Annotated in this window: 20 protein-coding genes; 14 read left to right on the forward strand and 6 right to left on the reverse strand. The window is 56.4% G+C overall.

Annotated elements, in window-relative coordinates; translation table 11 throughout:
• Position 1 precedes the first annotated feature (1 nt).
• On the reverse strand, positions 2-1,162 hold the full coding sequence (gene metB, locus IMQ56_RS17820) for a cystathionine gamma-synthase (RefSeq protein ID WP_015569951.1): 1,161 nt from the start codon (positions 1,160-1,162) through the stop codon (positions 2-4).
• Between the two features lie 275 nt (positions 1,163-1,437).
• Between metB and metJ the strand changes: the two genes are divergently transcribed.
• Positions 1,438-1,755 carry a met regulon transcriptional regulator MetJ gene (gene metJ / locus IMQ56_RS17825; protein ID WP_006179183.1) on the forward strand — a complete coding sequence of 106 codons (318 nt, stop codon included), beginning with the start codon at positions 1,438-1,440 and terminating at the stop codon, positions 1,753-1,755.
• A gap of 48 nt (positions 1,756-1,803) precedes the next feature.
• Here metJ and rpmE read toward each other — a convergent pair whose 3' ends face one another.
• Positions 1,804-2,016 carry a 50S ribosomal protein L31 gene (gene rpmE, locus IMQ56_RS17830; protein ID WP_003862040.1) on the reverse strand — a complete coding sequence of 71 codons (213 nt, stop codon included), beginning with the start codon at positions 2,014-2,016 and terminating at the stop codon, positions 1,804-1,806.
• A 200-nt stretch (positions 2,017-2,216) separates the two neighbouring features.
• Between rpmE and priA the strand changes: the two genes are divergently transcribed.
• The 7 genes from priA (at position 2,217) to rraA (ending at position 10,151) form a co-directional block, all read left to right on the forward strand.
• The gene (gene priA, locus IMQ56_RS17835; protein WP_032104298.1) at positions 2,217-4,412 is read left to right on the forward strand and encodes a primosomal protein N'; all 2,196 of its coding nucleotides are present in this window, start codon (positions 2,217-2,219) and stop codon (positions 4,410-4,412) included.
• A gap of 119 nt (positions 4,413-4,531) precedes the next feature.
• The gene (cytR, locus tag IMQ56_RS17840) at positions 4,532-5,557 is read left to right on the forward strand and encodes a DNA-binding transcriptional regulator CytR (RefSeq protein WP_017383100.1); all 1,026 of its coding nucleotides are present in this window, start codon (positions 4,532-4,534) and stop codon (positions 5,555-5,557) included.
• Between the two features lie 92 nt (positions 5,558-5,649).
• Entirely contained in the window at positions 5,650-6,618 is a 969-nt protein-coding gene (gene ftsN / locus IMQ56_RS17845) for a cell division protein FtsN (RefSeq protein ID WP_017383099.1), read from the forward strand.
• 94 nt (positions 6,619-6,712) lie between these two features.
• Complete coding sequence (gene hslV / locus IMQ56_RS17850; RefSeq protein ID WP_003862036.1) at positions 6,713-7,243, forward strand: ATP-dependent protease subunit HslV; 531 nt, start codon at positions 6,713-6,715, stop codon at positions 7,241-7,243.
• Positions 7,244-7,252: 9 nt separating this feature from the next.
• A complete protein-coding gene (hslU, locus tag IMQ56_RS17855; protein ID WP_015569947.1) occupies positions 7,253-8,584 on the forward strand; it encodes an HslU--HslV peptidase ATPase subunit in 1,332 nt (443 codons plus the stop codon).
• A gap of 62 nt (positions 8,585-8,646) precedes the next feature.
• A complete protein-coding gene (menA, locus tag IMQ56_RS17860; RefSeq protein WP_094089599.1) occupies positions 8,647-9,573 on the forward strand; it encodes a 1,4-dihydroxy-2-naphthoate polyprenyltransferase in 927 nt (308 codons plus the stop codon).
• A gap of 92 nt (positions 9,574-9,665) precedes the next feature.
• Entirely contained in the window at positions 9,666-10,151 is a 486-nt protein-coding gene (gene rraA / locus IMQ56_RS17865) for a ribonuclease E activity regulator RraA (protein ID WP_003862032.1), read from the forward strand.
• A 587-nt stretch (positions 10,152-10,738) separates the two neighbouring features.
• On the opposite strand, the gene zapB is transcribed toward rraA, so the two are convergent.
• Positions 10,739-10,978 (reverse strand): septal ring assembly protein ZapB, encoded by a 240-nt coding sequence (gene zapB, locus IMQ56_RS17870; RefSeq protein ID WP_003862031.1) that lies wholly within the window; start codon positions 10,976-10,978, stop codon positions 10,739-10,741.
• A 399-nt stretch (positions 10,979-11,377) separates the two neighbouring features.
• On the opposite strand from zapB, the gene IMQ56_RS17875 reads away from it, so the two are divergent.
• The 4 genes from IMQ56_RS17875 (at position 11,378) to fpr (ending at position 15,729) form a co-directional block, all read left to right on the forward strand.
• A complete protein-coding gene (locus IMQ56_RS17875) occupies positions 11,378-12,223 on the forward strand; it encodes an MIP family channel protein (protein WP_015569943.1) in 846 nt (281 codons plus the stop codon).
• Positions 12,224-12,244: 21 nt separating this feature from the next.
• Positions 12,245-13,753, forward strand: a complete 1,509-nt coding sequence (gene glpK / locus IMQ56_RS17880) for a glycerol kinase GlpK (protein WP_006808669.1) — start codon at positions 12,245-12,247, stop codon at positions 13,751-13,753.
• Between the two features lie 122 nt (positions 13,754-13,875).
• A complete protein-coding gene (gene glpX / locus IMQ56_RS17885; protein ID WP_017383096.1) occupies positions 13,876-14,886 on the forward strand; it encodes a class II fructose-bisphosphatase in 1,011 nt (336 codons plus the stop codon).
• 96 nt (positions 14,887-14,982) lie between these two features.
• Positions 14,983-15,729, forward strand: a complete 747-nt coding sequence (gene fpr, locus IMQ56_RS17890) for a ferredoxin--NADP(+) reductase (RefSeq protein WP_017383095.1) — start codon at positions 14,983-14,985, stop codon at positions 15,727-15,729.
• Here the strand turns inward: fpr and IMQ56_RS17895 are convergent, their stop codons facing one another.
• Positions 15,730-16,149 carry a DUF805 domain-containing protein gene (locus IMQ56_RS17895; protein WP_006808672.1) on the reverse strand — a complete coding sequence of 140 codons (420 nt, stop codon included), beginning with the start codon at positions 16,147-16,149 and terminating at the stop codon, positions 15,730-15,732.
• Positions 16,150-16,261: 112 nt separating this feature from the next.
• Here IMQ56_RS17895 and IMQ56_RS17900 point away from each other — a divergent pair, with 112 nt between their 5' ends.
• Together IMQ56_RS17900 and tpiA are read left to right on the forward strand one after the other, a co-directional pair.
• Positions 16,262-16,858 (forward strand): DUF1454 family protein, encoded by a 597-nt coding sequence (locus tag IMQ56_RS17900; RefSeq protein ID WP_017383094.1) that lies wholly within the window; start codon positions 16,262-16,264, stop codon positions 16,856-16,858.
• A 111-nt stretch (positions 16,859-16,969) separates the two neighbouring features.
• Positions 16,970-17,737 (forward strand): triose-phosphate isomerase, encoded by a 768-nt coding sequence (gene tpiA, locus IMQ56_RS17905; RefSeq protein ID WP_003862019.1) that lies wholly within the window; start codon positions 16,970-16,972, stop codon positions 17,735-17,737.
• Between the two features lie 36 nt (positions 17,738-17,773).
• On the opposite strand, the gene IMQ56_RS17910 is transcribed toward tpiA, so the two are convergent.
• Together IMQ56_RS17910 and IMQ56_RS17915 are read right to left on the reverse strand one after the other, a co-directional pair.
• The gene (locus tag IMQ56_RS17910; RefSeq protein ID WP_023304636.1) at positions 17,774-19,078 is read right to left on the reverse strand and encodes an SLC13 family permease; all 1,305 of its coding nucleotides are present in this window, start codon (positions 19,076-19,078) and stop codon (positions 17,774-17,776) included.
• A 73-nt stretch (positions 19,079-19,151) separates the two neighbouring features.
• Complete coding sequence (locus IMQ56_RS17915; protein WP_045334307.1) at positions 19,152-19,895, reverse strand: CDP-diacylglycerol diphosphatase; 744 nt, start codon at positions 19,893-19,895, stop codon at positions 19,152-19,154.
• Positions 19,896-19,981 lie beyond the last annotated feature (86 nt).

The raw sequence follows: 19,981 nt of genomic DNA on the forward strand, positions 1-19,981 counted from the left end.
ATTACCCCTTGGCTGCGACCCGGAAGCCATTTTCCAGATCGGCAATTAAATCTTCAGAATCTTCAATACCGGTCGAGATACGCAGCAGCGTCTCGGAAATCCCGGCGGCGGCACGTGCTTCGGGTGCCATACCTGCGTGCGTCATGGTTGCGGCGTGGGAGATCAAGCTTTCTACTCCCCCTAAGGATTCCGCCAGCGTAAACAATGACAACCCGCTCAGGAAGCGACGCAGCGTTTGCTCGTCACCGTCCAGTTCAAAACTTAACATCGCGCCAAATCCTTTCTGTTGGCGCGCGGCAATCTCGTGCCCCTGATTTTCCGGCAGCGACGGGTGATAAAGCTTCTTCACCAGCGGCTGGGTTTTCAGGAAATCCACGATCGCCTGGGCATTACGCTGCGCCACGTCCATACGCGGCGACAGCGTACGGATGCCGCGCAACAGCAAATAGCTGTCGAACGCGCCCGCGGTGACGCCAATGTTATTGGCCCACCATGCCAGTTCGGTGACTACCTCAGGATCTTTGGCAATCACCACACCTGCTACTACGTCAGAATGGCCGTTCAGATATTTAGTGCATGAATGCAACACCAGATCGGCACCCAGTGCCAGTGGGTTCTGAAGGGCCGGACTGAGGAACGTATTATCCACTACACTTATCGCTCCCGCATCCCTTGCGAGCTGACAAATTTTCGCAATATCGACTACGCGCAACAATGGATTGCTTGGACTTTCCACCAGCACCAGCTTCGGCTGCTCGGCAAGCGCCTGTTTCAGCGCCTGTTCGTCGTTTTGATCGACAAACAGCACACGGTAGCAGCCACGTTTCGCCAGGCTATCAAACAGACGATAGCTGCCGCCATAACAGTCGTGCGGCGCCACCAGCAGATCGCCAGGTTTCAGGAACACCGTAGTCACCAGGTGAATGGCAGACATGCCGGTATTGGTTAATACCGCACCCGCGCCGCCTTCCAGTTCCGCCAGCGCGCGCTGGGTGACGTCACGCGTAGGATTGCCGCGACGCGAGTAGTCATGCGCGCGGGGTTCATTAAATCCGGTGAAATTATAGGTGCTGGAGAGATGAATTGGCGGGACAACGCAGCCGTACTGCTCGTCATCATTCAATCCGCTACGCACTGCGATGGTGGCCTGTTTACGCGTCATGGTGAGGCTTCCTGGCGAATGAGGTGAAAAGTCAGGCACCAGAGTAAACATTGAAAGTATGGACGTCAATACATCTGGACATCTAAACTTCTTTGCGTATAGATTGAGCAATGTGCAAATAGCCGTTAAAATTATATGCTTTAGGACACGCTACAGCGGCAATATCCGTGCCTCGGTATCGTCTCTACGGTAAACTACGCAAGATTACGGTTCAAAACTGATGGTTACCGGTTTTGCACCTTTAGATTAATGACTGAGAGGATTAAAGGTATCTCATGGCTGAATGGAGCGGCGAATATATCAGCCCATACGCTGAGCACGGTAAGAAGAGTGAGCAAGTCAAGAAAATCACGGTGTCCATTCCTCTGAAGGTGTTGAAGATCCTCACCGATGAACGTACGCGTCGTCAGGTGAACAACCTGCGTCACGCCACCAACAGCGAACTGCTGTGCGAAGCGTTCCTGCATGCGTTTACCGGCCAACCGTTGCCGAACGATGACGATCTGCGCAAAGAGCGCAGTGACGAAATTCCAGAAGAGGCGAAGGTGATCATGCGTGAACTGGGTATCGACCCGGATACGTGGGAATACTGATAAGCGGATACAAAAAAGGCACCTTGCGGTGCCTTTTTTTCGGGAAACTTATTTAGCGCCCGGGATGCTGAAACGCTTGTTGAAGCGGTCAACACGGCCACCGGTTGCAACATCACGCTGCTTACCAGTGTAGAACGGGTGGCATTTGCCGCACACGTCCAGGTTCAGATCGTGACCCACGGTAGAGCGGATCTGGATAGAGTTACCGCAAGAGCAGTTTGCAGTAATCATTTCGTATTTCGGGTGAATATCTTTTTTCATGGGAGAACCTCAGTTAAGGCCGCGTCGCTCTTCCAGCCCTAACGCCAGACACCACGCGATGTTGAATGTAAGTTCTTTGGCGTAAAATACACCAAAGGCGGCGAATCATACAGAATTTGACCAACGTATGCAAACTGATCCGCACGCCGCTTTCACTAATGTGTATACTAACGCGCCACTTTTCAAGTCAGGAAGATTCGATGCCCGTCGCTCACGTTGCCCTGCCCGTTCCGCTTCCTCGCACCTTTGACTACCTGCTGCCCGACAGCATGAGCGCCAAAGCGGGCTGTCGCGTGACCGTGCCGTTTGGCAAACAGCAGCGCGTGGGGATCGTGGTGTCCGTCAGCGAACACAGCGAACTGCCGCTTAACGAGCTGAAATCGGTTGTTGAGGTGCTGGACAGCGAGCCGGTTTACTCCACCAGCACCTGGCGACTGCTGCTGTGGGCGGCAGATTATTATCATCATCCGATTGGCGACGTGCTGTTCCATGCCCTGCCCATTATGCTGCGCCAGGGCAAGAGCGCCAGCCACGCGCCAATGTGGTACTGGTTTGCCACCGAGCAGGGCCAGGCTGTGGACATTAACAGCCTGAAGCGCTCGCAGAAACAGCAGCAGGCGCTGGCCGCGCTGCGCCAGGGAAAAATCTGGCGCCATCAGGTCGACGAGCTTGAGGTAAGCGAAACCGCGTTGCAGGCATTAAGGAAGAAAGGGTTGAGCGAGCTGGCCAGTGAAGCACCTGCCCTTCACGACTGGCGCGACGGCTTTTCCGTCTCGGGCGATCGCCTGCGTCTGAATACCGAGCAGGCCACCGCCGTGGGCGCGATTCACAGCGCCGCCGACCATTTTTCCGCCTGGCTGCTGGCGGGCGTCACCGGCTCCGGTAAAACCGAAGTGTATCTGAGCGTGCTGGAAAACGTGCTCGCGCAGGGCAAACAGGCGCTGGTGATGGTGCCGGAAATCGGCCTGACGCCGCAAACCATCGCGCGTTTTCGTGAACGCTTTAATGCGCCCGTTGAGGTCCTGCACTCCGGCCTGAACGACAGCGAGCGCCTCAGCGCCTGGCTGAAAGCGAAAAACGGCGAAGCAGCAATTGTGATCGGCACCCGTTCATCGCTGTTTACGCCCTTTAAAAATCTCGGCGTTATCGTAATCGATGAAGAGCATGACAGCTCCTATAAACAGCAGGAAGGCTGGCGCTATCACGCCCGCGATTTAGCCGTGTACCGCGCCCACAGCGAGCAAATCCCCATTATTCTCGGGTCCGCCACCCCCGCGCTTGAAACGCTGCACAACGTTCGCCAGCGTAAATACCACATGCTGCGCCTGACGCGCCGTGCGGGGAATGCCCGCCCGGCCATTCAGCATGTGCTGGATTTGAAAGGCCAGCAGGTGCAGGCCGGGTTAGCGCCTGCGCTGATTAGCCGCATGCGCCAGCATTTGCAGGCGGGCAACCAGGTGATCCTGTTCCTGAACCGCCGCGGCTTCGCGCCTGCGCTGCTGTGCCACGACTGCGGCTGGATCGCGGAGTGCCCGCGCTGCGATCACTACTACACCTTCCACCAGGCTCAGCGCCATTTACGCTGCCACCACTGCGACAGCCAGCGTCCGGTCCCCCGTCAATGCCCGTCCTGCGGCTCAACGCACATCGTGCCGGTCGGTCTGGGAACGGAACAGCTTGAACAGGCGCTCGCGCCCTTCTTCCCGGACGTACCCATCTCCCGTATCGACAGGGATACCACCAGCCGTAAAGGGGCGCTGGAGCAGCAACTGGCGGAAGTGCATCGCGGCGGCGCGCGCATCCTGATTGGTACTCAGATGCTGGCGAAAGGGCACCACTTCCCGGACGTGACGCTGGTCGCCCTGCTGGACGTCGACGGCGCGCTGTTCTCCGCGGATTTTCGCTCCGCCGAGCGTTTCGCCCAGCTTTATACCCAGGTTGCCGGTCGCGCTGGTCGAGCGGGTAAGCAGGGCGAGGTGGTGCTGCAAACGCACCACCCTGAACATCCGCTGCTGCAAACTCTGCTGCACAAAGGCTATGACGCCTTCGCGGACCAGGCGCTGGCCGAACGTCAGACGATGCAGCTTCCCCCATGGACCAGCCACGTTATCATCCGTGCGGAAGATCATAATAACCAGCAGGCGCCGCTGTTCCTGCAACAGCTGAGAAACCTCCTGCAAGCCAGCCCGCTGGTGGATAATCAGCTGTGGATTTTAGGCCCGGTACCCGCGCTCGCCCCGAAACGCGGGGGCCGTTTCCGCTGGCAACTCTTACTTCAGCACCCCTCGCGTATCCGTTTACAGCAGATCGTCAGCGGCACGCTGGCGCTGATCAATACCCTACCGGAAGCGCGAAAAGTGAAGTGGGTTCTTGACGTCGATCCGATTGAAGGCTGAAGACGGATCGAAAAATTTAATGCGCCTCACACTTTTTATGAAAATTCTGTAACCGATTCCATTAACTATCTGTAAAAATGGTGCAGTCCGCAGTTCGGTGTTCAGGCGAGGAGAAGACGTTGAAGTCCAGGAAAGAGGTTGCCTCGGCGACCATGAAAGACGTTGCCGAGAAAGCACAAGTCTCAACAGCAACCGTGTCCCGCGCATTGATGAACCCTGACAAAGTCTCCCAGGCGACCCGAAACCGGGTTGAAAAGGCGGCGCTAGAGGTCGGTTATTTCCCGCAAGCCATGGGGCGCAACGTTAAACGCAACGAATCCCGCACCATCCTGGTGATCGTGCCGGATATCTGCGATCCCTTCTTCAGCGAAATCATCCGCGGCATTGAGGTCACGGCCGCCGCCCAGGGCTATCTGGTGCTGATTGGCGATTGTGCTCACCAGAACCAGCAGGAAAAAACGTTCATCGACCTGATCATCACCAAGCAGATTGATGGCATGCTGCTGCTTGGCTCACGCCTGCCGTTTGATGCCAGCATTGAAGAACAGCGCAATTTACCGCCGATGGTCATGGCGAACGAATTCGCGCCGGAGCTGGAGCTGCCAACCGTTCATATCGATAACCTCACCGCCGCATTCAACGCCGTGAACTATCTTCAGGAACTGGGGCATAAGCGTATCGGCTGTATCGCCGGACCAGAAGAGATGCCGCTGTGTCATTACCGCTTGCAGGGCTACGTTCAGGCGCTGCGCCGTACCGGGGCTATCGTCGATCCGCACTACATTGCGCGCGGTGATTTCACCTTTGAAGCGGGCGGGCAGGCGCTGGAAAAATTGCTGGCCTTGCCAGAACCGCCCACCGCGGTCTTCTGCCACAGCGACGTGATGGCGCTGGGGGCGTTATCCTACGCCAAACGTCACGGCCTGCGCGTGCCGCAGGACCTGTCGATAATCGGTTTTGATAATATTTCACTTTCGGAGTTTTGCGATCCGCCGCTTTCGACCGTTGCACAGCCGCGGTATGACATCGGCCGTGAAGCGATGCTGCTTTTGCTGGATCAGCTGCACGGTCAATCAGTTAGCAGTGGGTCACGACTACTGGATTGTGAGCTGATTGTGCGCGGCTCTACCCAGGCATTAACTTAAAGTAAATACCTTTCGACACCCTTATCTGGTCAAAGCCCCGTCGCTTAAGTAACATGGCGGGCTGACGAACGAATAAATACAGCGAAACGATAGTGGCACAACGAGATTATGTACGTCGCGGCCAGCCGGCACCTTCGCGACGCAAAAAGAGTAGTTCAAAAAGCAAGCAACGCAGCCTGTCTGCTGTCTCCCCAGCTATGGTCGCCATTGCTGCGGCTGTGCTGGTGGCCTTTATTGGCGGCCTCTACTTCATTACGCATCATAAAAAAGAAGAGTCTGAAGCCCTTCAGGGTAACAAGGTCGTCGGCAACGGCCTGCCGCCGAAGCCTGAAGAGCGCTGGCGCTACATTAAAGAGCTGGAAAGCCGCCAGCCTGGCGTACGTGCGCCTACCGAGCCTTCTGCCGGGGGTGAAGTGAAGAATGCCGATCAGCTGACGGACGAACAGCGTCAATTGCTCGCTCAGATGCAGGCGGACATGCGCCAGCAGCCTACGCAGCTGAACGAAGTACCGTGGAACGAACAAACCCCGGCGCAGCGTCAGCAAACGTTGCAGCGCCAGCGTCAGGCTCAGCAGCAAACGCAACAGCAGCAGTGGACGCAGACGCAGCCGGTACAGCAGCCGCGTACACAACCGCAGCAGCAGACGCGTACCGTACAAACTCAGCCTGTCCAGCAGCAACCGAAGGCGCAGCCGCAGAAGCAAACGGCACAGCCGTATCAGGATCTGTTGCAGACGCCTGCGCATACCACTGCGCAACAGCCAAAAACGCAGCAGGCTGCGCCGGTCACCAAAGAGACCGAGGCACCGAAGCAGACGGCTGAGAAAAAAGATGAACGCCGCTGGATGGTTCAGTGCGGTTCGTTTAAAGGCGCCGAACAGGCAGAAACGGTGCGTGCTCAGCTGGCATTTGAAGGATTTGACTCTCGCATTACCACCAACAACGGCTGGAATCGCGTAGTGATTGGACCGGTCAAAGGCAAAGAAAACGCAGACGGCACCATTTCCCGTTTGAAAGTGGCTGGCCACACAAACTGCATTCGACTCGCCTCCGGGGGTTGAAACCCCCAAAATCCCCCCCATCTATCATTTAATTCAGCCCTGAGCACAGGCTCAGGGCTTCTGTTTCCCGAATCTGTAACCAGGGGGTCTGCTCGTGACAACAATAGTAAGTGTACGCCGTAACGGCCAGGTGGTAATTGCCGGTGATGGCCAGGCCACGCTGGGTAATACCGTCATGAAAGGCAACGTGAAGAAAGTACGTCGTCTTTATAACGACAAAGTGATCGCCGGTTTCGCAGGCGGCACGGCTGATGCCTTCACGCTGTTTGAACTGTTTGAACGCAAACTGGAAATGCATCAGGGTCATCTGGTGAAAGCCGCCGTTGAGCTGGCAAAAGACTGGCGTACCGACCGCATGCTACGCAAGCTCGAAGCGCTGCTGGCCGTGGCTGACGAAAACGCCTCGCTGATCATCACCGGTAACGGCGACGTGGTTCAGCCTGAAAACGACCTGATTGCCATCGGCTCTGGCGGCCCGTACGCCCAGGCCGCAGCCCGTGCGCTGTTGGAAAATACCGACATGAACGCGCGCGATATCGCGGTGAAAGCGTTGGATATTGCAGGTGATATCTGCATCTATACCAACCACAATCACACCATCGAAGAATTACCGTCTAAAGCGTAAGGATCGCCCATGTCTGAAATGACCCCACGCGAAATTGTCAGCGAACTGAACAAACACATTATCGGCCAGGACGACGCCAAGCGCTCCGTGGCTATCGCACTGCGTAACCGCTGGCGTCGCATGCAGCTCGACGAAGAGCTTCGCCACGAAGTAACGCCAAAAAATATTCTGATGATCGGCCCGACCGGTGTGGGTAAAACCGAAATCGCCCGTCGTCTGGCCAAACTGGCTAACGCGCCGTTCATCAAAGTTGAAGCCACCAAGTTCACCGAAGTGGGCTATGTGGGTAAAGAAGTGGACTCCATCATCCGTGACCTGACCGACTCGGCGATTAAGATGGTGCGTGTCCAGGCAATTGAGAAAAACCGCTATCGCGCCGAAGAGATGGCCGAAGAGCGTATTCTCGACGTGCTGATCCCACCGGCAAAAAACAACTGGGGACAGGCTGAACAGCAGCCTGAACCTTCTGCTGCGCGTCAGGCATTCCGCAAAAAACTGCGCGAAGGCGAGCTGGACGACAAAGAGATTGAGATCGATCTCGCTGCCGCGCCAATGGGCGTGGAAATTATGGCGCCTCCGGGCATGGAAGAGATGACCAGCCAGTTGCAGTCCATGTTCCAGAACCTGGGCGGACAGAAGCAGAAAGCGCGTAAGCTGAAAATCAAAGACGCGATGAAGCTGCTGATTGAAGAAGAAGCCGCGAAGCTGGTTAACCCGGAAGAGCTGAAACAGGATGCTATCGACGCGGTTGAGCAGCACGGTATCGTGTTTATCGACGAAATCGACAAGATCTGTAAGCGCGGCAACGCGTCCGGCCCGGATGTCTCACGCGAAGGCGTTCAGCGCGACCTGCTGCCGCTGGTGGAAGGTTGCACCGTCTCCACCAAGCACGGCATGGTTAAAACTGACCACATTCTGTTTATCGCCTCCGGTGCGTTCCAGATTGCCAGCCCGTCTGACCTGATCCCGGAACTTCAGGGACGTCTGCCAATCCGCGTCGAGTTGCAGGCGCTGACCACCGAAGATTTCGAACGTATCCTGACTGAGCCAAACGCTTCTGTGACCGTACAGTACAAAGCGCTGATGGCGACCGAAGGCGTGAACATTGAATTTACCGATGACGGTATCAAGCGCATCGCCCAGGCCGCGTGGCAGGTCAACGAAACCACCGAAAACATCGGTGCGCGTCGTCTGCACACCGTGCTGGAACGCCTGATGGAAGACATCTCTTATGATGCGAGCGACCTTAACGGTCAAAGCATTACCATTGACGCAGACTATGTGGGCAAACACCTGGATGCGTTAGTGGCAGATGAAGATCTGAGCCGTTTTATTCTATAATCGCGTTCAATGCATTTTCATCACTGTTGATGGGGGCTATGGCCCCCATTTTTATTGGCTAAATAACTATGACTGATATCAGCCGTACACAGGCGTGGCTCGAAAGTCTGCGCCCTAAAACGCTTCCTCTGGCTTTTGCCGCCATTATCGTCGGTACCACGCTTGCCTGGTGGCAGGGTCATTTCGATCCGCTGGTAGCAGGTCTGGCGCTTGTCACCGCCGGGCTGCTGCAAATCCTCTCTAATCTCGCCAATGATTACGGCGATGCGGTAAAAGGCAGCGACAAGCCTGACCGCATCGGGCCACTGCGCGGGATGCAAAAAGGGGTGATTACCCAGGCACAGATGAAGCGGGCGCTGATTATCACCGTGGTGTTGATTTGCCTGTCCGGGCTGGCGCTGGTGACGGTCGCCTCGAAAACCACCAGTGATTTCATTGGCTTCCTGGTGCTGGGCTTGCTCGCCATTATTGCAGCCATTACCTATACCGTCGGGACGCGTCCTTACGGGTATATTGGTCTGGGCGACATCTCCGTGCTGGTGTTCTTCGGCTGGCTGAGCGTGATGGGAAGCTGGTACTTACAGGCGCACACGGTGATCCCTGCCCTGTTCCTGCCGGCGACCGCCTGTGGTCTGCTGGCGACGGCGGTGCTGAATATCAATAATCTGCGCGACATTGATAGCGACCGCGAGAACGGTAAAAACACGCTGGCCGTGCGTCTGGGTCCGGTGAATGCACGCCGCTATCACGCCTGCCTGCTCATCGGCGCGCTGGTCTGCCTGGCGCTGTTCAATCTGATTTCGCTGCACAGCCTCTGGGGCTGGCTGTTTGTGCTCGCCGCACCGCTGCTGGTTAAGCAGGCCCGCTACGTTATGCGTGAACTCAGCCCGGCCGCCATGCCACCGATGCTGGAACGTACGGTAAAAGGCGCGCTGTTGACTAACCTGCTGTTCGTCATCGGGATTGTCTTAAGCCAGACGCTGAGTTAGCTGACAAATATCAATTAACAATTGATGATTTTGCCAACAACGCATTTCGCACGATATACTGAACACATTCGCAGCAACAGAGCGTTAAACCTATGAAATACGATACCTCCGAGCTTTGTGACATCTACCAGGAAGATGTCAACGTCGTTGAACCCCTGTTCTCCAACTTTGGTGGACGGTCGTCGTTTGGCGGACAAATCATCACGGTGAAATGTTTCGAGGACAACGGGTTGCTGTACGATCTGCTCGAAGAGAACGGTCGTGGTCGCGTCCTGCTGGTGGATGGTGGCGGTTCCGTGCGCCGTGCACTGATCGATGCGGACCTCGCCCGCCTTGCGGTGCAAAACGAGTGGGAAGGGATTGTGGTCTACGGCTCCGTGCGCCAGGTGGACGATCTCGAAGACCTGGATATCGGTATTCAGGCCATTGCCGCCATTCCGGTTGGCGCAGCGGGTGAAGGCATCGGCGAAAGCGACGTGCGCGTTAACTTCGGCGGCGTGACCTTCTTCTCGGGCGACCACCTTTATGCTGACAATACCGGCATTATCCTTTCTGAGGATGCGCTGGATATTGAGTAGTTAATCGGTAAGCGAGATGCATAAAAAAACCGCCAACAGCAATGTGGCGGTTTTTTTTGTCCCTCGGGATTCGCGGTCCATTGGGACGTCTTACAGACTAACACCAAGGAACTTCATCATACTCTCGCCCAAACCTTGGGCAACCCTTCCTAACCTTTATAAAATCCTAATTGTCTGTGAATACCTTAACTACCTGGTTGATGCTCATTATGATACCGCGTCCCTTTCCGCCATCTCGCAAATGGGCATCGGTCCAGGGAAAGGTGTATTCACTACCGTAAAGCAGGCTAACATCAAGGCTTGTGTCCACCGACTTATCACCGGTGGTGAACGGTGGAGCGGTAAGCAGCAGGGACCGCATAATGAAACGCTATTTATGTATCGCGTTCATTGTCGCCAGCGTACTCGTTGTAAAGAGCGATGAACCTGTTGGGTTTGTTGCTTTTGCTACGACAGCGCAGGACAAGTAGCGTTAAGGCCGCCCAGGGCGGCCTTTTTTATGGTTTGATATCGGTTAGCGGAAACCATAAAAAAGCCGGGTGGCGGCTTCGCCTTACCCGGCCTGTTCAATGCATTCCCTAAGGAAATCAAACTTCTTCCATACGTCCCAGCAGCGCCTGCAAGCGTTCCTGCCAGCCGTTCTGCTGTTCGCGCAGCTGGTTGTTTTCGCGCTCCAGTTCTTCACGGCTGTGCTGAGCATTCTGAACTTCCTGTGACAGGGAGTTGTTCTTTTCTTTCAGCTCTTCAATTTCCATTTGCAGCAGCGTGATGGTGTCAATCGCCTGCTGTACTTTCGATTCCAGTTTCTCAAACACTTCTAAAGACATGATCCTACCTCTCCTGAATTGCAAGGCGACGCTTTAACGTAAACGCGCACAACATATGTTCCGATTGTATGGAGCGCCGTCGCCCCTGTCCAGCGGCATGCCACGCAGATCGCGGTTTGCAACACTTTTCGGCCTCGTCCTGGTGCGTTCGCCGCATATACCCCTAAGTTGTTAACCCATAAGTTAAAGAAATGATTCAGCCCATAATCATTATCTGATGCAAAAACGCGCTTTATGGCGCGAAAACGCTCATTTTATTGACGCAGACCACACATTTAGATTTCGATATTTCTCGTTTGTGCTCGTTAACGATAAATTAACACTATGTCTACAGGGCATCGTGACTGTCACGGGCGGTCACGCAAACAATAAACATTACTCTTTTGCAGGATTCCGATTATGAGTCAGACATCAACCTTAAAAGGCCAGTGTATTGCCGAGTTCCTGGGTACCGGGTTGTTGATATTCTTCGGAGTAGGCTGTGTCGCAGCACTGAAAGTGGCGGGTGCCAGTTTTGGTCAGTGGGAAATCAGTATTATCTGGGGTCTGGGCGTGGCGATGGCCATCTACCTGACCGCAGGGGTTTCCGGTGCACATCTTAACCCGGCGGTGACCATCGCGTTGTGGCTATTCGCGTGTTTTGACGGACGCAAAGTTGTTCCTTTCATCATTTCGCAATTTGCCGGCGCCTTTTGCGCAGCGGCGTTAGTTTACGGGCTTTATTACAATCTTTTCATCGACTTCGAACAGACGCATCATATGGTGCGTGGCAGTGTCGAAAGTCTGGATCTGGCAGGCATTTTCTCAACGTATCCGAATCCGCATATCAATTTTGTGCAGGCGTTCGCGGTTGAGATGGTGATTACCGCTATTCTGATGGGCGTCATCATGGCGCTGGGCGACGACGGAAACGGCATTCCGCGCGGCCCGCTGGCGCCACTTTTGATTGGCCTTCTGATTGCGGTAATTGGCGCATCCATGGGTCCGCTGACCGGCTTTGCGATGAATCCGGCGCGTGACCTGGGTCCAAAAACCTTCGCCTTCTTTGCGGGATGGGGCGATGTCGCCTTCACGGGCGGCAAAGACATTCCTTACTTCCTGGTTCCGCTGTTCGGGCCAATCGTAGGGGCGGCGCTGGGCGCATTCGGCTATCGCAAATTAATTGGTCGCCACTTACCGTGCGACACCTGTGTGGAAGAGGAGAAAGAGACGGCTTCCACCACACAACAAAAAGCTTCGCTGTAATCTGACTACGGGACACATACCATGACCGAAAAAAAATATATCGTTGCGCTCGACCAGGGCACCACCAGCTCCCGCGCTGTCGTAATGGATCATGACGCGAACATTGTCAGCGTGTCTCAACGCGAATTTGAGCAAATTTATCCGCGTCCAGGCTGGGTAGAACACGACCCGATGGAGATCTGGGCGTCGCAAAGCTCCACGCTGGTGGAAGTGCTGGCGAAAGCCGACATCAGTTCTGACCAGATTGCCGCTATCGGTATCACCAACCAGCGTGAAACGACTGTGGTCTGGGAGCGCGAAACCGGTAAGCCCATCTACAACGCCATTGTCTGGCAGTGCCGTCGTACGTCAGAGATCTGCGAACAGCTGAAGCGCGAAGGAATGGAAGAGTACGTGCGCAGCGCCACCGGCCTGGTGGTTGACCCCTATTTCTCCGGCACCAAAGTGAAGTGGATCCTCGACCACGTGGAAGGTTCACGCGAGCGCGCACGACGTGGCGAGCTACTGTTCGGCACCGTCGATACCTGGCTTATCTGGAAGATGACTCAGGGACGCGTTCACGTCACCGACTACACCAACGCCTCGCGCACCATGCTGTTCAACATCAACACCCTTGAGTGGGATGACAAGATGCTGGACGCGCTGGACATTCCGCGCGCGATGCTGCCAGAAGTCCGTAAGTCTTCAGAAGTGTATGGCCAGACCAACATTGGCGGTAAAGGTGGCACCCGTATTCCTATCGCCGGTATCGCCGGTGACCAGCAGGCGGCCCTGTTCGGCCAGCTGTGCGTCAAGGAAGGGATGGCGAAGAACACCTACGGCACCGGTTGTTTTATGCTGATGAACACCGGCGAGAAAGCGGTGAAATCAGAAAACGGTCTGCTGACCACCATCGCCTGCGGCCCGCGCGGCGAAGTGAACTATGCCCTGGAAGGCGCGGTATTCATGGCGGGTGCTTCCATTCAGTGGCTGCGCGACGAGATGAAGCTGATCAGCGACGCGTTTGACTCCGAATACTTCGCGACCAAAGTGAAAGACACCAACGGCGTGTACGTGGTGCCAGCATTCACCGGTCTGGGCGCACCGTACTGGGACCCGTATGCCCGCGGCGCGATTTTCGGCCTGACGCGCGGCGTGAACTCAAACCACATTATTCGCGCGACGCTGGAATCTATCGCCTATCAGACGCGCGACGTGCTGGAAGCGATGCAGGCTGACTCCGGCATTCGTCTGCACGCCCTGCGCGTGGACGGCGGTGCGGTCGCGAACAACTTCCTGATGCAGTTCCAGTCCGACATTCTGGGCACCCGCGTTGAACGTCCTGAGGTGCGAGAAGTGACGGCGCTGGGCGCGGCGTATCTGGCAGGTCTGGCGGTTGGCTTCTGGCAAAACCTCGACGAGCTTCAGGAAAAAGCGGTTATCGAACGCGAATTCCGTCCTGGCATCGAAACCACCGAGCGCAACTACCGCTACAGCGGCTGGAAGAAAGCGGTGAAACGTGCCCTGGCGTGGGAAGAGCACGACGAGTAAACCTATATTCCCTCTCCCCTGGGAGAGGGTTAGGGTGAGGGGCTCCGACCGCACCGGTCCCCTCGCCCCTCCCCACTCTGTGATAAACTTCGTGCAATTCCTTTTGATTGTACGAGTACCTCATGAAACGTGAACTTGCTATCGAGTTTTCCCGCGTCACCGAAGCTGCCGCCCTCGCAGGCTACAAGTGGCTGGGCCGTGGCGACAAAAATACCGCAGACGGCGCTGCCGTCCACGCCATGCGCATTGTGCTTAATCAGGTCAATATCGATGGCACTATCGTCATTGGCGAAGGCGAAATCGACGAAGCGCCGATGCTCTATATAGGTGAAAAAGTCGGGACGGGCAAAGGCGATGCGGTGGATATCGCGGTCGACCCGATTGAAGGCACGCGCATGACGGCGATGGGCCAGGCCAACGCGCTGGCGGTACTGGCGGTGGGCGATAAGGGCTGCTTCCTCAACGCGCCCGATATGTACATGGAAAAACTGATCGTCGGTCCTGGCGCTAAAGGCGCTATCGACCTTAGCCTGCCGCTGGACGCCAACCTGCGCAATATCGCCGCGGCGCTGGGTAAAGCGCTCAGCGAACTCACCGTGACCATTCTGGCGAAACCGCGCCACGACGCCACCATCGCGTACCTGCAAGCGCTCGGCGTACGCGTGTTTGCTATTCCGGATGGCGACGTTGCCGCCTCTATTCTGACCTGCATGCCGGACAGCGAAGTCGACGTGCTTTACGGCATCGGCGGCGCGCCGGAGGGTGTGGTCTCTGCGGCAGTGATCCGCGCGCTGGACGGCGATATGCAGGCGCGTCTGCTGCCACGCCATGAGGTCAAAGGCGACAGCGACGAGAACCTTCGCATTGGTGCAGACGAACTGGCGCGCTGCGCAGCGATGGGCATCGAAGCCAATAAAGTACTGGCGCTGAACGACATGGCGCGCAGCGATAACGTCGTCTTCTCTGCAACCGGCATCACCAAAGGCGATCTGCTGGACGGCATCACCCGCAAGGGCAACATGGCCACCACTGAAACCCTGCTGATCCGCGGTAAATCCCGCACTATTCGCCGCATTAAGTCCATTCATTATCTCGATCGTAAAGATCCGGACGTACAGACGCACATTCTGTAAAACCGTTTGATCGATAGAGCTTTCCGGCCCGAATGGGCTGGAAATGTTTCCCACAAGTACGGAAGATAGAAGAGAGAAACAGCACAGGAGAAGATCATGGCGGACTGGGTAACAGGTAAAGTCACAAAGGTACAGTTCTGGACCGATGCGCTATTTAGCCTCACGCTGCACGCTCCCGTTCATCCGTTTACTGCCGGGCAGTTTGCCAAACTCGGGCTGGATATCGACGGTGAACGCGTACAGCGCGCCTACTCTTACGTTAATGCGCCTGATAACCCGGACCTTGAGTTCTATCTGGTCACCGTCCCGGACGGTAAGCTCAGCCCGCGCCTCGCCGCGCTGAAGCCGGGCGATGACGTGCAGATTGTCTCCGACGCGGCGGGGTTCTTCGTGCTGGATGAAATCCCCGACTGTGACACGCTCTGGATGCTGGCGACCGGCACGGCCATCGGCCCGTATCTCTCCATTCTGCAATACGGCAAAGATCTGGAGCGCTTTAAAAATATCGTGCTGGTTCACGCCGCGCGCTACGCCGCAGACCTGAGCTATTTGCCGCAGATGCAGGCGCTGGAACAGCGATATGGCGGGAAGTTAAAAATTCAGACGGTGGTCAGCCGCGAAACCGCAGCCGGCTCGTTAACCGGTCGCGTTCCGGCGTTGATTGAAAGCGGCGCGCTGGAAGAAGCGGTGGGTTTACCGATGAATACCGAAACCAGCCATGTGATGCTGTGCGGTAACCCGCAGATGGTACGCGATACGCAGCAGTTGCTGAAGGATACCCGGCAGATGACGAAGCACCTTCGCCGCCGGCCGGGCCACATGACCGCCGAACACTACTGGTGATCAGCGGTACTTCACCTCAAGGGTATCTTTTCCATATTTGTTCTCGCTCTGGGTGCCGATAAACGCGCCCAGTTCGACAACCATCATTACAAAGATAACCGTCGGCAGCAGTCTGCCCACCACCCATGGGAGGATTGAGGGCAGCATTGACCAGTTCCCCGCCACCAGCATCCACGCCAGAATAATCAGGAAAGCCCATGCGCCGGAGCGGCCACGATCGTGCAGACGTTTCACCACTACGGCGGCGGTTGGCCACAGTAAACAGACCAGCGCAAATGCCGCCGTTTGCGTGCTCAGCCATGCGTTGTAGGCAACAAAAAACAGAAGCAGCATGGCGACAACCCACGTTGCAATCCAGATCCAGAAGTCACGGCGTCCAATACGCCCTTTGAATGAAAACAGCCACTGCTGTATGGTCATGTAAGGTTCCTTATTATTGTTTAGCCCGCATTTTACCCTGGAGTTGTGACCTTTTGACAAGCCGACCAGATATCGTTTTAATCATGGGCAATGACGGCCAGGGGCAATGTTGATGAAAAGTTCGGCACACTCTCTTTATTTGTGTTTAGCGATGCTGAGCGCCAGTTTTTCCCTGTATGCCGCGGAAACGGCTTCCCCGGTCACCGCCCCCTATCTTCTGGCGGGCGCCCCCTCTTTCGATCAATCTATCAGCCAGTTCCGCGAAGCCTTCAACAAAGAAAACCCCTCACTTCCGCTGGGAGAGTTCCGTGCGATTGACAGCGCCCGCGATACGCCGACCCTGACCCGCGCGGCCAGCAAAATTAACGAGAATCTGTATGCCTCTACCGCCCTTGAGCGCGGAACGTTAAAAATCAAAAGTATGCAGATCACCTGGCTGCCGATTCAGGGGCCAGAGCAGAAAGCGGCGAAAGCGAAAGCGCTGGAGTACATGAGCGCTATTCTGCGCGCCTTTACCCCCACCTTCACGAAAGCGCAAAGCCAGCAAAAGCTGCAAAAACTGCTTACCGCCGGGAAAAACAAACGCTATTACGCCGATACGGAAGGTGCCGTTCGCTATGTCGTCGCAGATAACGGCGAAAAGGGGCTGACCTTCGCGGTTGAACCGATTAAGCTGGCCCTATCAGACGCACTCGAGGGGGCGAATTAATGACAAAAAGCAAAGCCTTTCGAGGGAAAATCTCTATACTGATTCACAGACCATGCTGCCCGACAGGGCGGCCATATTACTTAATTCGCTTATTGAGCGTGGAGAATTGAAATGCGACATCCTTTAGTGATGGGTAACTGGAAACTGAACGGCAGCCGCCATATGGTAAACGAACTGGTTGCTAACCTGCGTAAAGAGCTGGCTGGCGTGACCGGCTGCGCGGTTGCTATCGCTCCGCCGGATATGTACCTGGATCTGGCTAAACGTGCCGCTGACGGCAGCCACATCATTCTGGGCGCGCAGAACGTTGACGTTAACCTGTCTGGCGCGTTCACCGGTGAAACCTCCGCTGAAATGCTGAAAGATATCGGCGCGAAATACATCATCATCGGCCACTCCGAGCGTCGCACCTATCACAAAGAATCCGATGAGTTCATCGCGAAGAAATTCGCTGTGCTGAAAGAGCAGGGTCTGATCCCGGTTCTGTGCATCGGTGAAACCGAAGCAGAAAACGAAGCAGGCAAAACCGAAGAAGTGTGCGCACGTCAGATCGACGCTGTGCTGAAAACCCAGGGCGCGGCAGCGTTCGAAGGCGCGGTTATCGCTTACGAGCCAGTCTGGGCGATCGGTACCGGCAAATCTGCAACTCCTGCGCAGGCTCAGGCGGTGCACAAGTTCATCCGTGACCACATTGCAAAAGCAGACGCGAAAGTGGCTGAGCAGGTCATCATCCAGTACGGCGGTTCCGTTAACGCATCAAACGCAGCTGAGCTGTTCACCCAGCCAGACATCGATGGCGCACTGGTTGGTGGCGCATCCCTGAAAGCAGACGCTTTCGCGGTGATCGTTAAAGCGGCAGAAGCGGCTAAGCAGGCGTAATTGCCTTTGTGGCGGGTGGCGCTTCGCTAACCCGCCCTACAAACGACCTAACACGCTAAACCACAAATAATCCAGCGGCAGCAGCACCAGATACGTCGCAATCGCCAGCGCCAGACAAAGCAGCATCCCCGCCTTCGCAGGCACTTTCCCTAAGCCCATCGCCACTACAATCGGCGACGCCTGATACGGCAGCAGCGGCGTGGAATACCCCAGCACCTGAATCATGATCACCGACAGCAGCGGGAAGCCGGTCGCGTCCGAGAAGCTCTGCGCCAGCGTGGTGTACAGCGCAGGAACGCCGTTGGCGGTCATAATGAAGTTGAGCGCCGTGGTGATCCCCGTCAGCGCCAGGAAGCTGGTAAACGGGCGGTCTGCATCCAGCGGCATGATATGGAGCAACGCCTCGCCTACAGCCGCACCGATACCGGTCTGCGTCACCGTAATGGCCAGCCCGAGTATACCCGCGACGTAAATACAGGTGCGCATATTCACCCCCGCCGAGAACTCCTCCCCGGTGATAAAACCGATGCGCGGCAGCATAACGATGACCGAGGCCGCCAGCCCCGTCCACGCTGGCCCAACGCCGTGCCAGCTCTCCGTCACCCACATCGTCAACACCACCGCCAGCAGCCAGGCGAGTCGTTTTTCGTCACGCCCCATCGGTTCCGATGGCGTGAGATCCTTCGCCGGTTTCGGGTTGCCGGGGAACAGCCAGCAGATCAGGCCAATCAGAATCAGGCCTTTGAGAATACCCAGCACCGGGGTGTGCAGCAGCAGATACGGGACATAGTTGAGGTGGATACCGTATGAGCCTTCCGCCGCGCCGCTCATCACCAGGTTGGGCACGTTGGCGGGCAAAATAGTGGCCGAGAGCTGGAAGGTGCCAAACCCGACCGCCAGCGCCAGGCCAAACCAGGCCCGCGAGCCATCAGGAATGCCGGCCCGCTTCGCCATCGCGGCGACAATCGGCATCAGCAGCGCAATACGTCCCATGTTCGACGGCATCACGAATGCCAGGGCATAGCTCAGCAGCACAACGCTCGCCACCATCAGCACCCAGGAGTCGGTAAGCTTTGCCGACAGCGCCCGGGCGGCCCTGTCCGCCAGGCCGGTTTTCCGAATCGCCACGCCCAGCACAAAGCCGCTGAACACCAGCCAGAAGGCAGACGAGGCGAAGCCGCCGAAGATCACTTCCGGCGGGGCGATTCTGGCGGTCATCGCCGCCGTGAAAAACAACAACGCGGTGATAAATTCCGGCAACAGCGACGTCGCCCACAGCACGATGGTGACGCCGACGATCAGCGAGGGAAGCAGCAGAGGATGCGTTAACCAGAGCGACATACCTGTCTCCTGTAGAATTTTTCAGCAAGTCTACGGCGACAGGCAGGGCGAGTAAACGCTATTTATGGTGGGGTCACTTCAGGATATCGCATTGATGATCCTGCAATTCCTCAGCCGACGCGCGGTTAAAGGTAAGCAGGTTACGCTCTGTCGCCAGCAATACAAACGAGCCGTCCGACTGCTGCGCCATCGCCAGCGCGAAGCGTCCCATATGATCGCGGGCTTCCGGCAGCTCTTCCGCCAGCATCATAAACGGGCTGCGCTGCACCAGTTCGTTCTCCGTCACCCGACGGGCAAGGTATTCATGCCCTTCCAGCCCGCCCGGAAGCGGTAACCACTGGGTGCTGATTTGCCCCTGCGACGCGTTCAGCTTCTCGCGCACGTCTGGGCGCAGACAGGAGATGTGGATATGAAAATGGTTTTGCGTGCGCCCGGTCGGGGAGTTGATGGTCAGCGAAACGGCGCTGTCAGGCACGTCGGCCCCCCGTTTCATGCTCATAAAATTACGCGACTGCCATGCCAGCCAGAAGAAATTCGGTGTCTGCGGCTCAGTCAGCAGCGGGCTTTCGGTGCCGTTGATACGGTACGTGGGCATCAGCAGGTATTGCAGCGGCCCGTTGCGGTCCTTGAACACCACGTAGCCCGCATCTGGCTTCACCTGCGCGCACGGTGCCGGGTTACGGTTGTGCAGCTGGTTGGGCACACACTGGTCGAGAACGATATGACGCAACGCATTCGGATTACCCGCTTTCATCCAGTACACGCCGCCTGCGGCAAGGGCGATAACGATCAGAATCAGTAAGATAATTTTTTTCACAACGCGTTCCCTGTTTTCAATAGAGGCAAAAGAGTAACGCAAAATGATGACCAAATAAAAAACCCGGCGGATTTCTCACACCGGGT

The sequence above is a fragment of the Enterobacter sp. Res13-Sevr-PEC09-46 genome (assembly GCF_015672585.1).
In the GTDB taxonomy this organism is placed as follows: Bacteria; Pseudomonadota; Gammaproteobacteria; order Enterobacterales; family Enterobacteriaceae; genus Enterobacter; species Enterobacter hormaechei_C.

Bases quoted from the DNA above. Each gene is read 5' to 3' on its own strand.
- zapB (WP_003862031.1), bottom strand. From the start codon at position 10,978: ATGTCTTTAGAAGTGTTTGAGAAACTGGAATCGAAAGTACAGCAGGCG.
- glpX (WP_017383096.1), top strand. From the start codon at position 13,876: ATGAAACGTGAACTTGCTATCGAGTTTTCCCGCGTCACCGAAGCTGCC.
- hslU (WP_015569947.1), top strand. From the start codon at position 7,253: ATGTCTGAAATGACCCCACGCGAAATTGTCAGCGAACTGAACAAACAC.
- IMQ56_RS17900 (WP_017383094.1), top strand. From the start codon at position 16,262: ATGAAAAGTTCGGCACACTCTCTTTATTTGTGTTTAGCGATGCTGAGC.
- metJ (WP_006179183.1), top strand. From the start codon at position 1,438: ATGGCTGAATGGAGCGGCGAATATATCAGCCCATACGCTGAGCACGGT.
- rraA (WP_003862032.1), top strand. From the start codon at position 9,666: ATGAAATACGATACCTCCGAGCTTTGTGACATCTACCAGGAAGATGTC.
- tpiA (WP_003862019.1), top strand. From the start codon at position 16,970: ATGCGACATCCTTTAGTGATGGGTAACTGGAAACTGAACGGCAGCCGC.
- IMQ56_RS17895 (WP_006808672.1), bottom strand. From the start codon at position 16,149: ATGACCATACAGCAGTGGCTGTTTTCATTCAAAGGGCGTATTGGACGC.
- metB (WP_015569951.1), bottom strand. From the start codon at position 1,162: ATGACGCGTAAACAGGCCACCATCGCAGTGCGTAGCGGATTGAATGAT.
- priA (WP_032104298.1), top strand. From the start codon at position 2,217: ATGCCCGTCGCTCACGTTGCCCTGCCCGTTCCGCTTCCTCGCACCTTT.
- IMQ56_RS17910 (WP_023304636.1), bottom strand. From the start codon at position 19,078: ATGTCGCTCTGGTTAACGCATCCTCTGCTGCTTCCCTCGCTGATCGTC.
- fpr (WP_017383095.1), top strand. From the start codon at position 14,983: ATGGCGGACTGGGTAACAGGTAAAGTCACAAAGGTACAGTTCTGGACC.
- rpmE (WP_003862040.1), bottom strand. From the start codon at position 2,016: ATGAAAAAAGATATTCACCCGAAATACGAAATGATTACTGCAAACTGC.
- IMQ56_RS17875 (WP_015569943.1), top strand. From the start codon at position 11,378: ATGAGTCAGACATCAACCTTAAAAGGCCAGTGTATTGCCGAGTTCCTG.
- glpK (WP_006808669.1), top strand. From the start codon at position 12,245: ATGACCGAAAAAAAATATATCGTTGCGCTCGACCAGGGCACCACCAGC.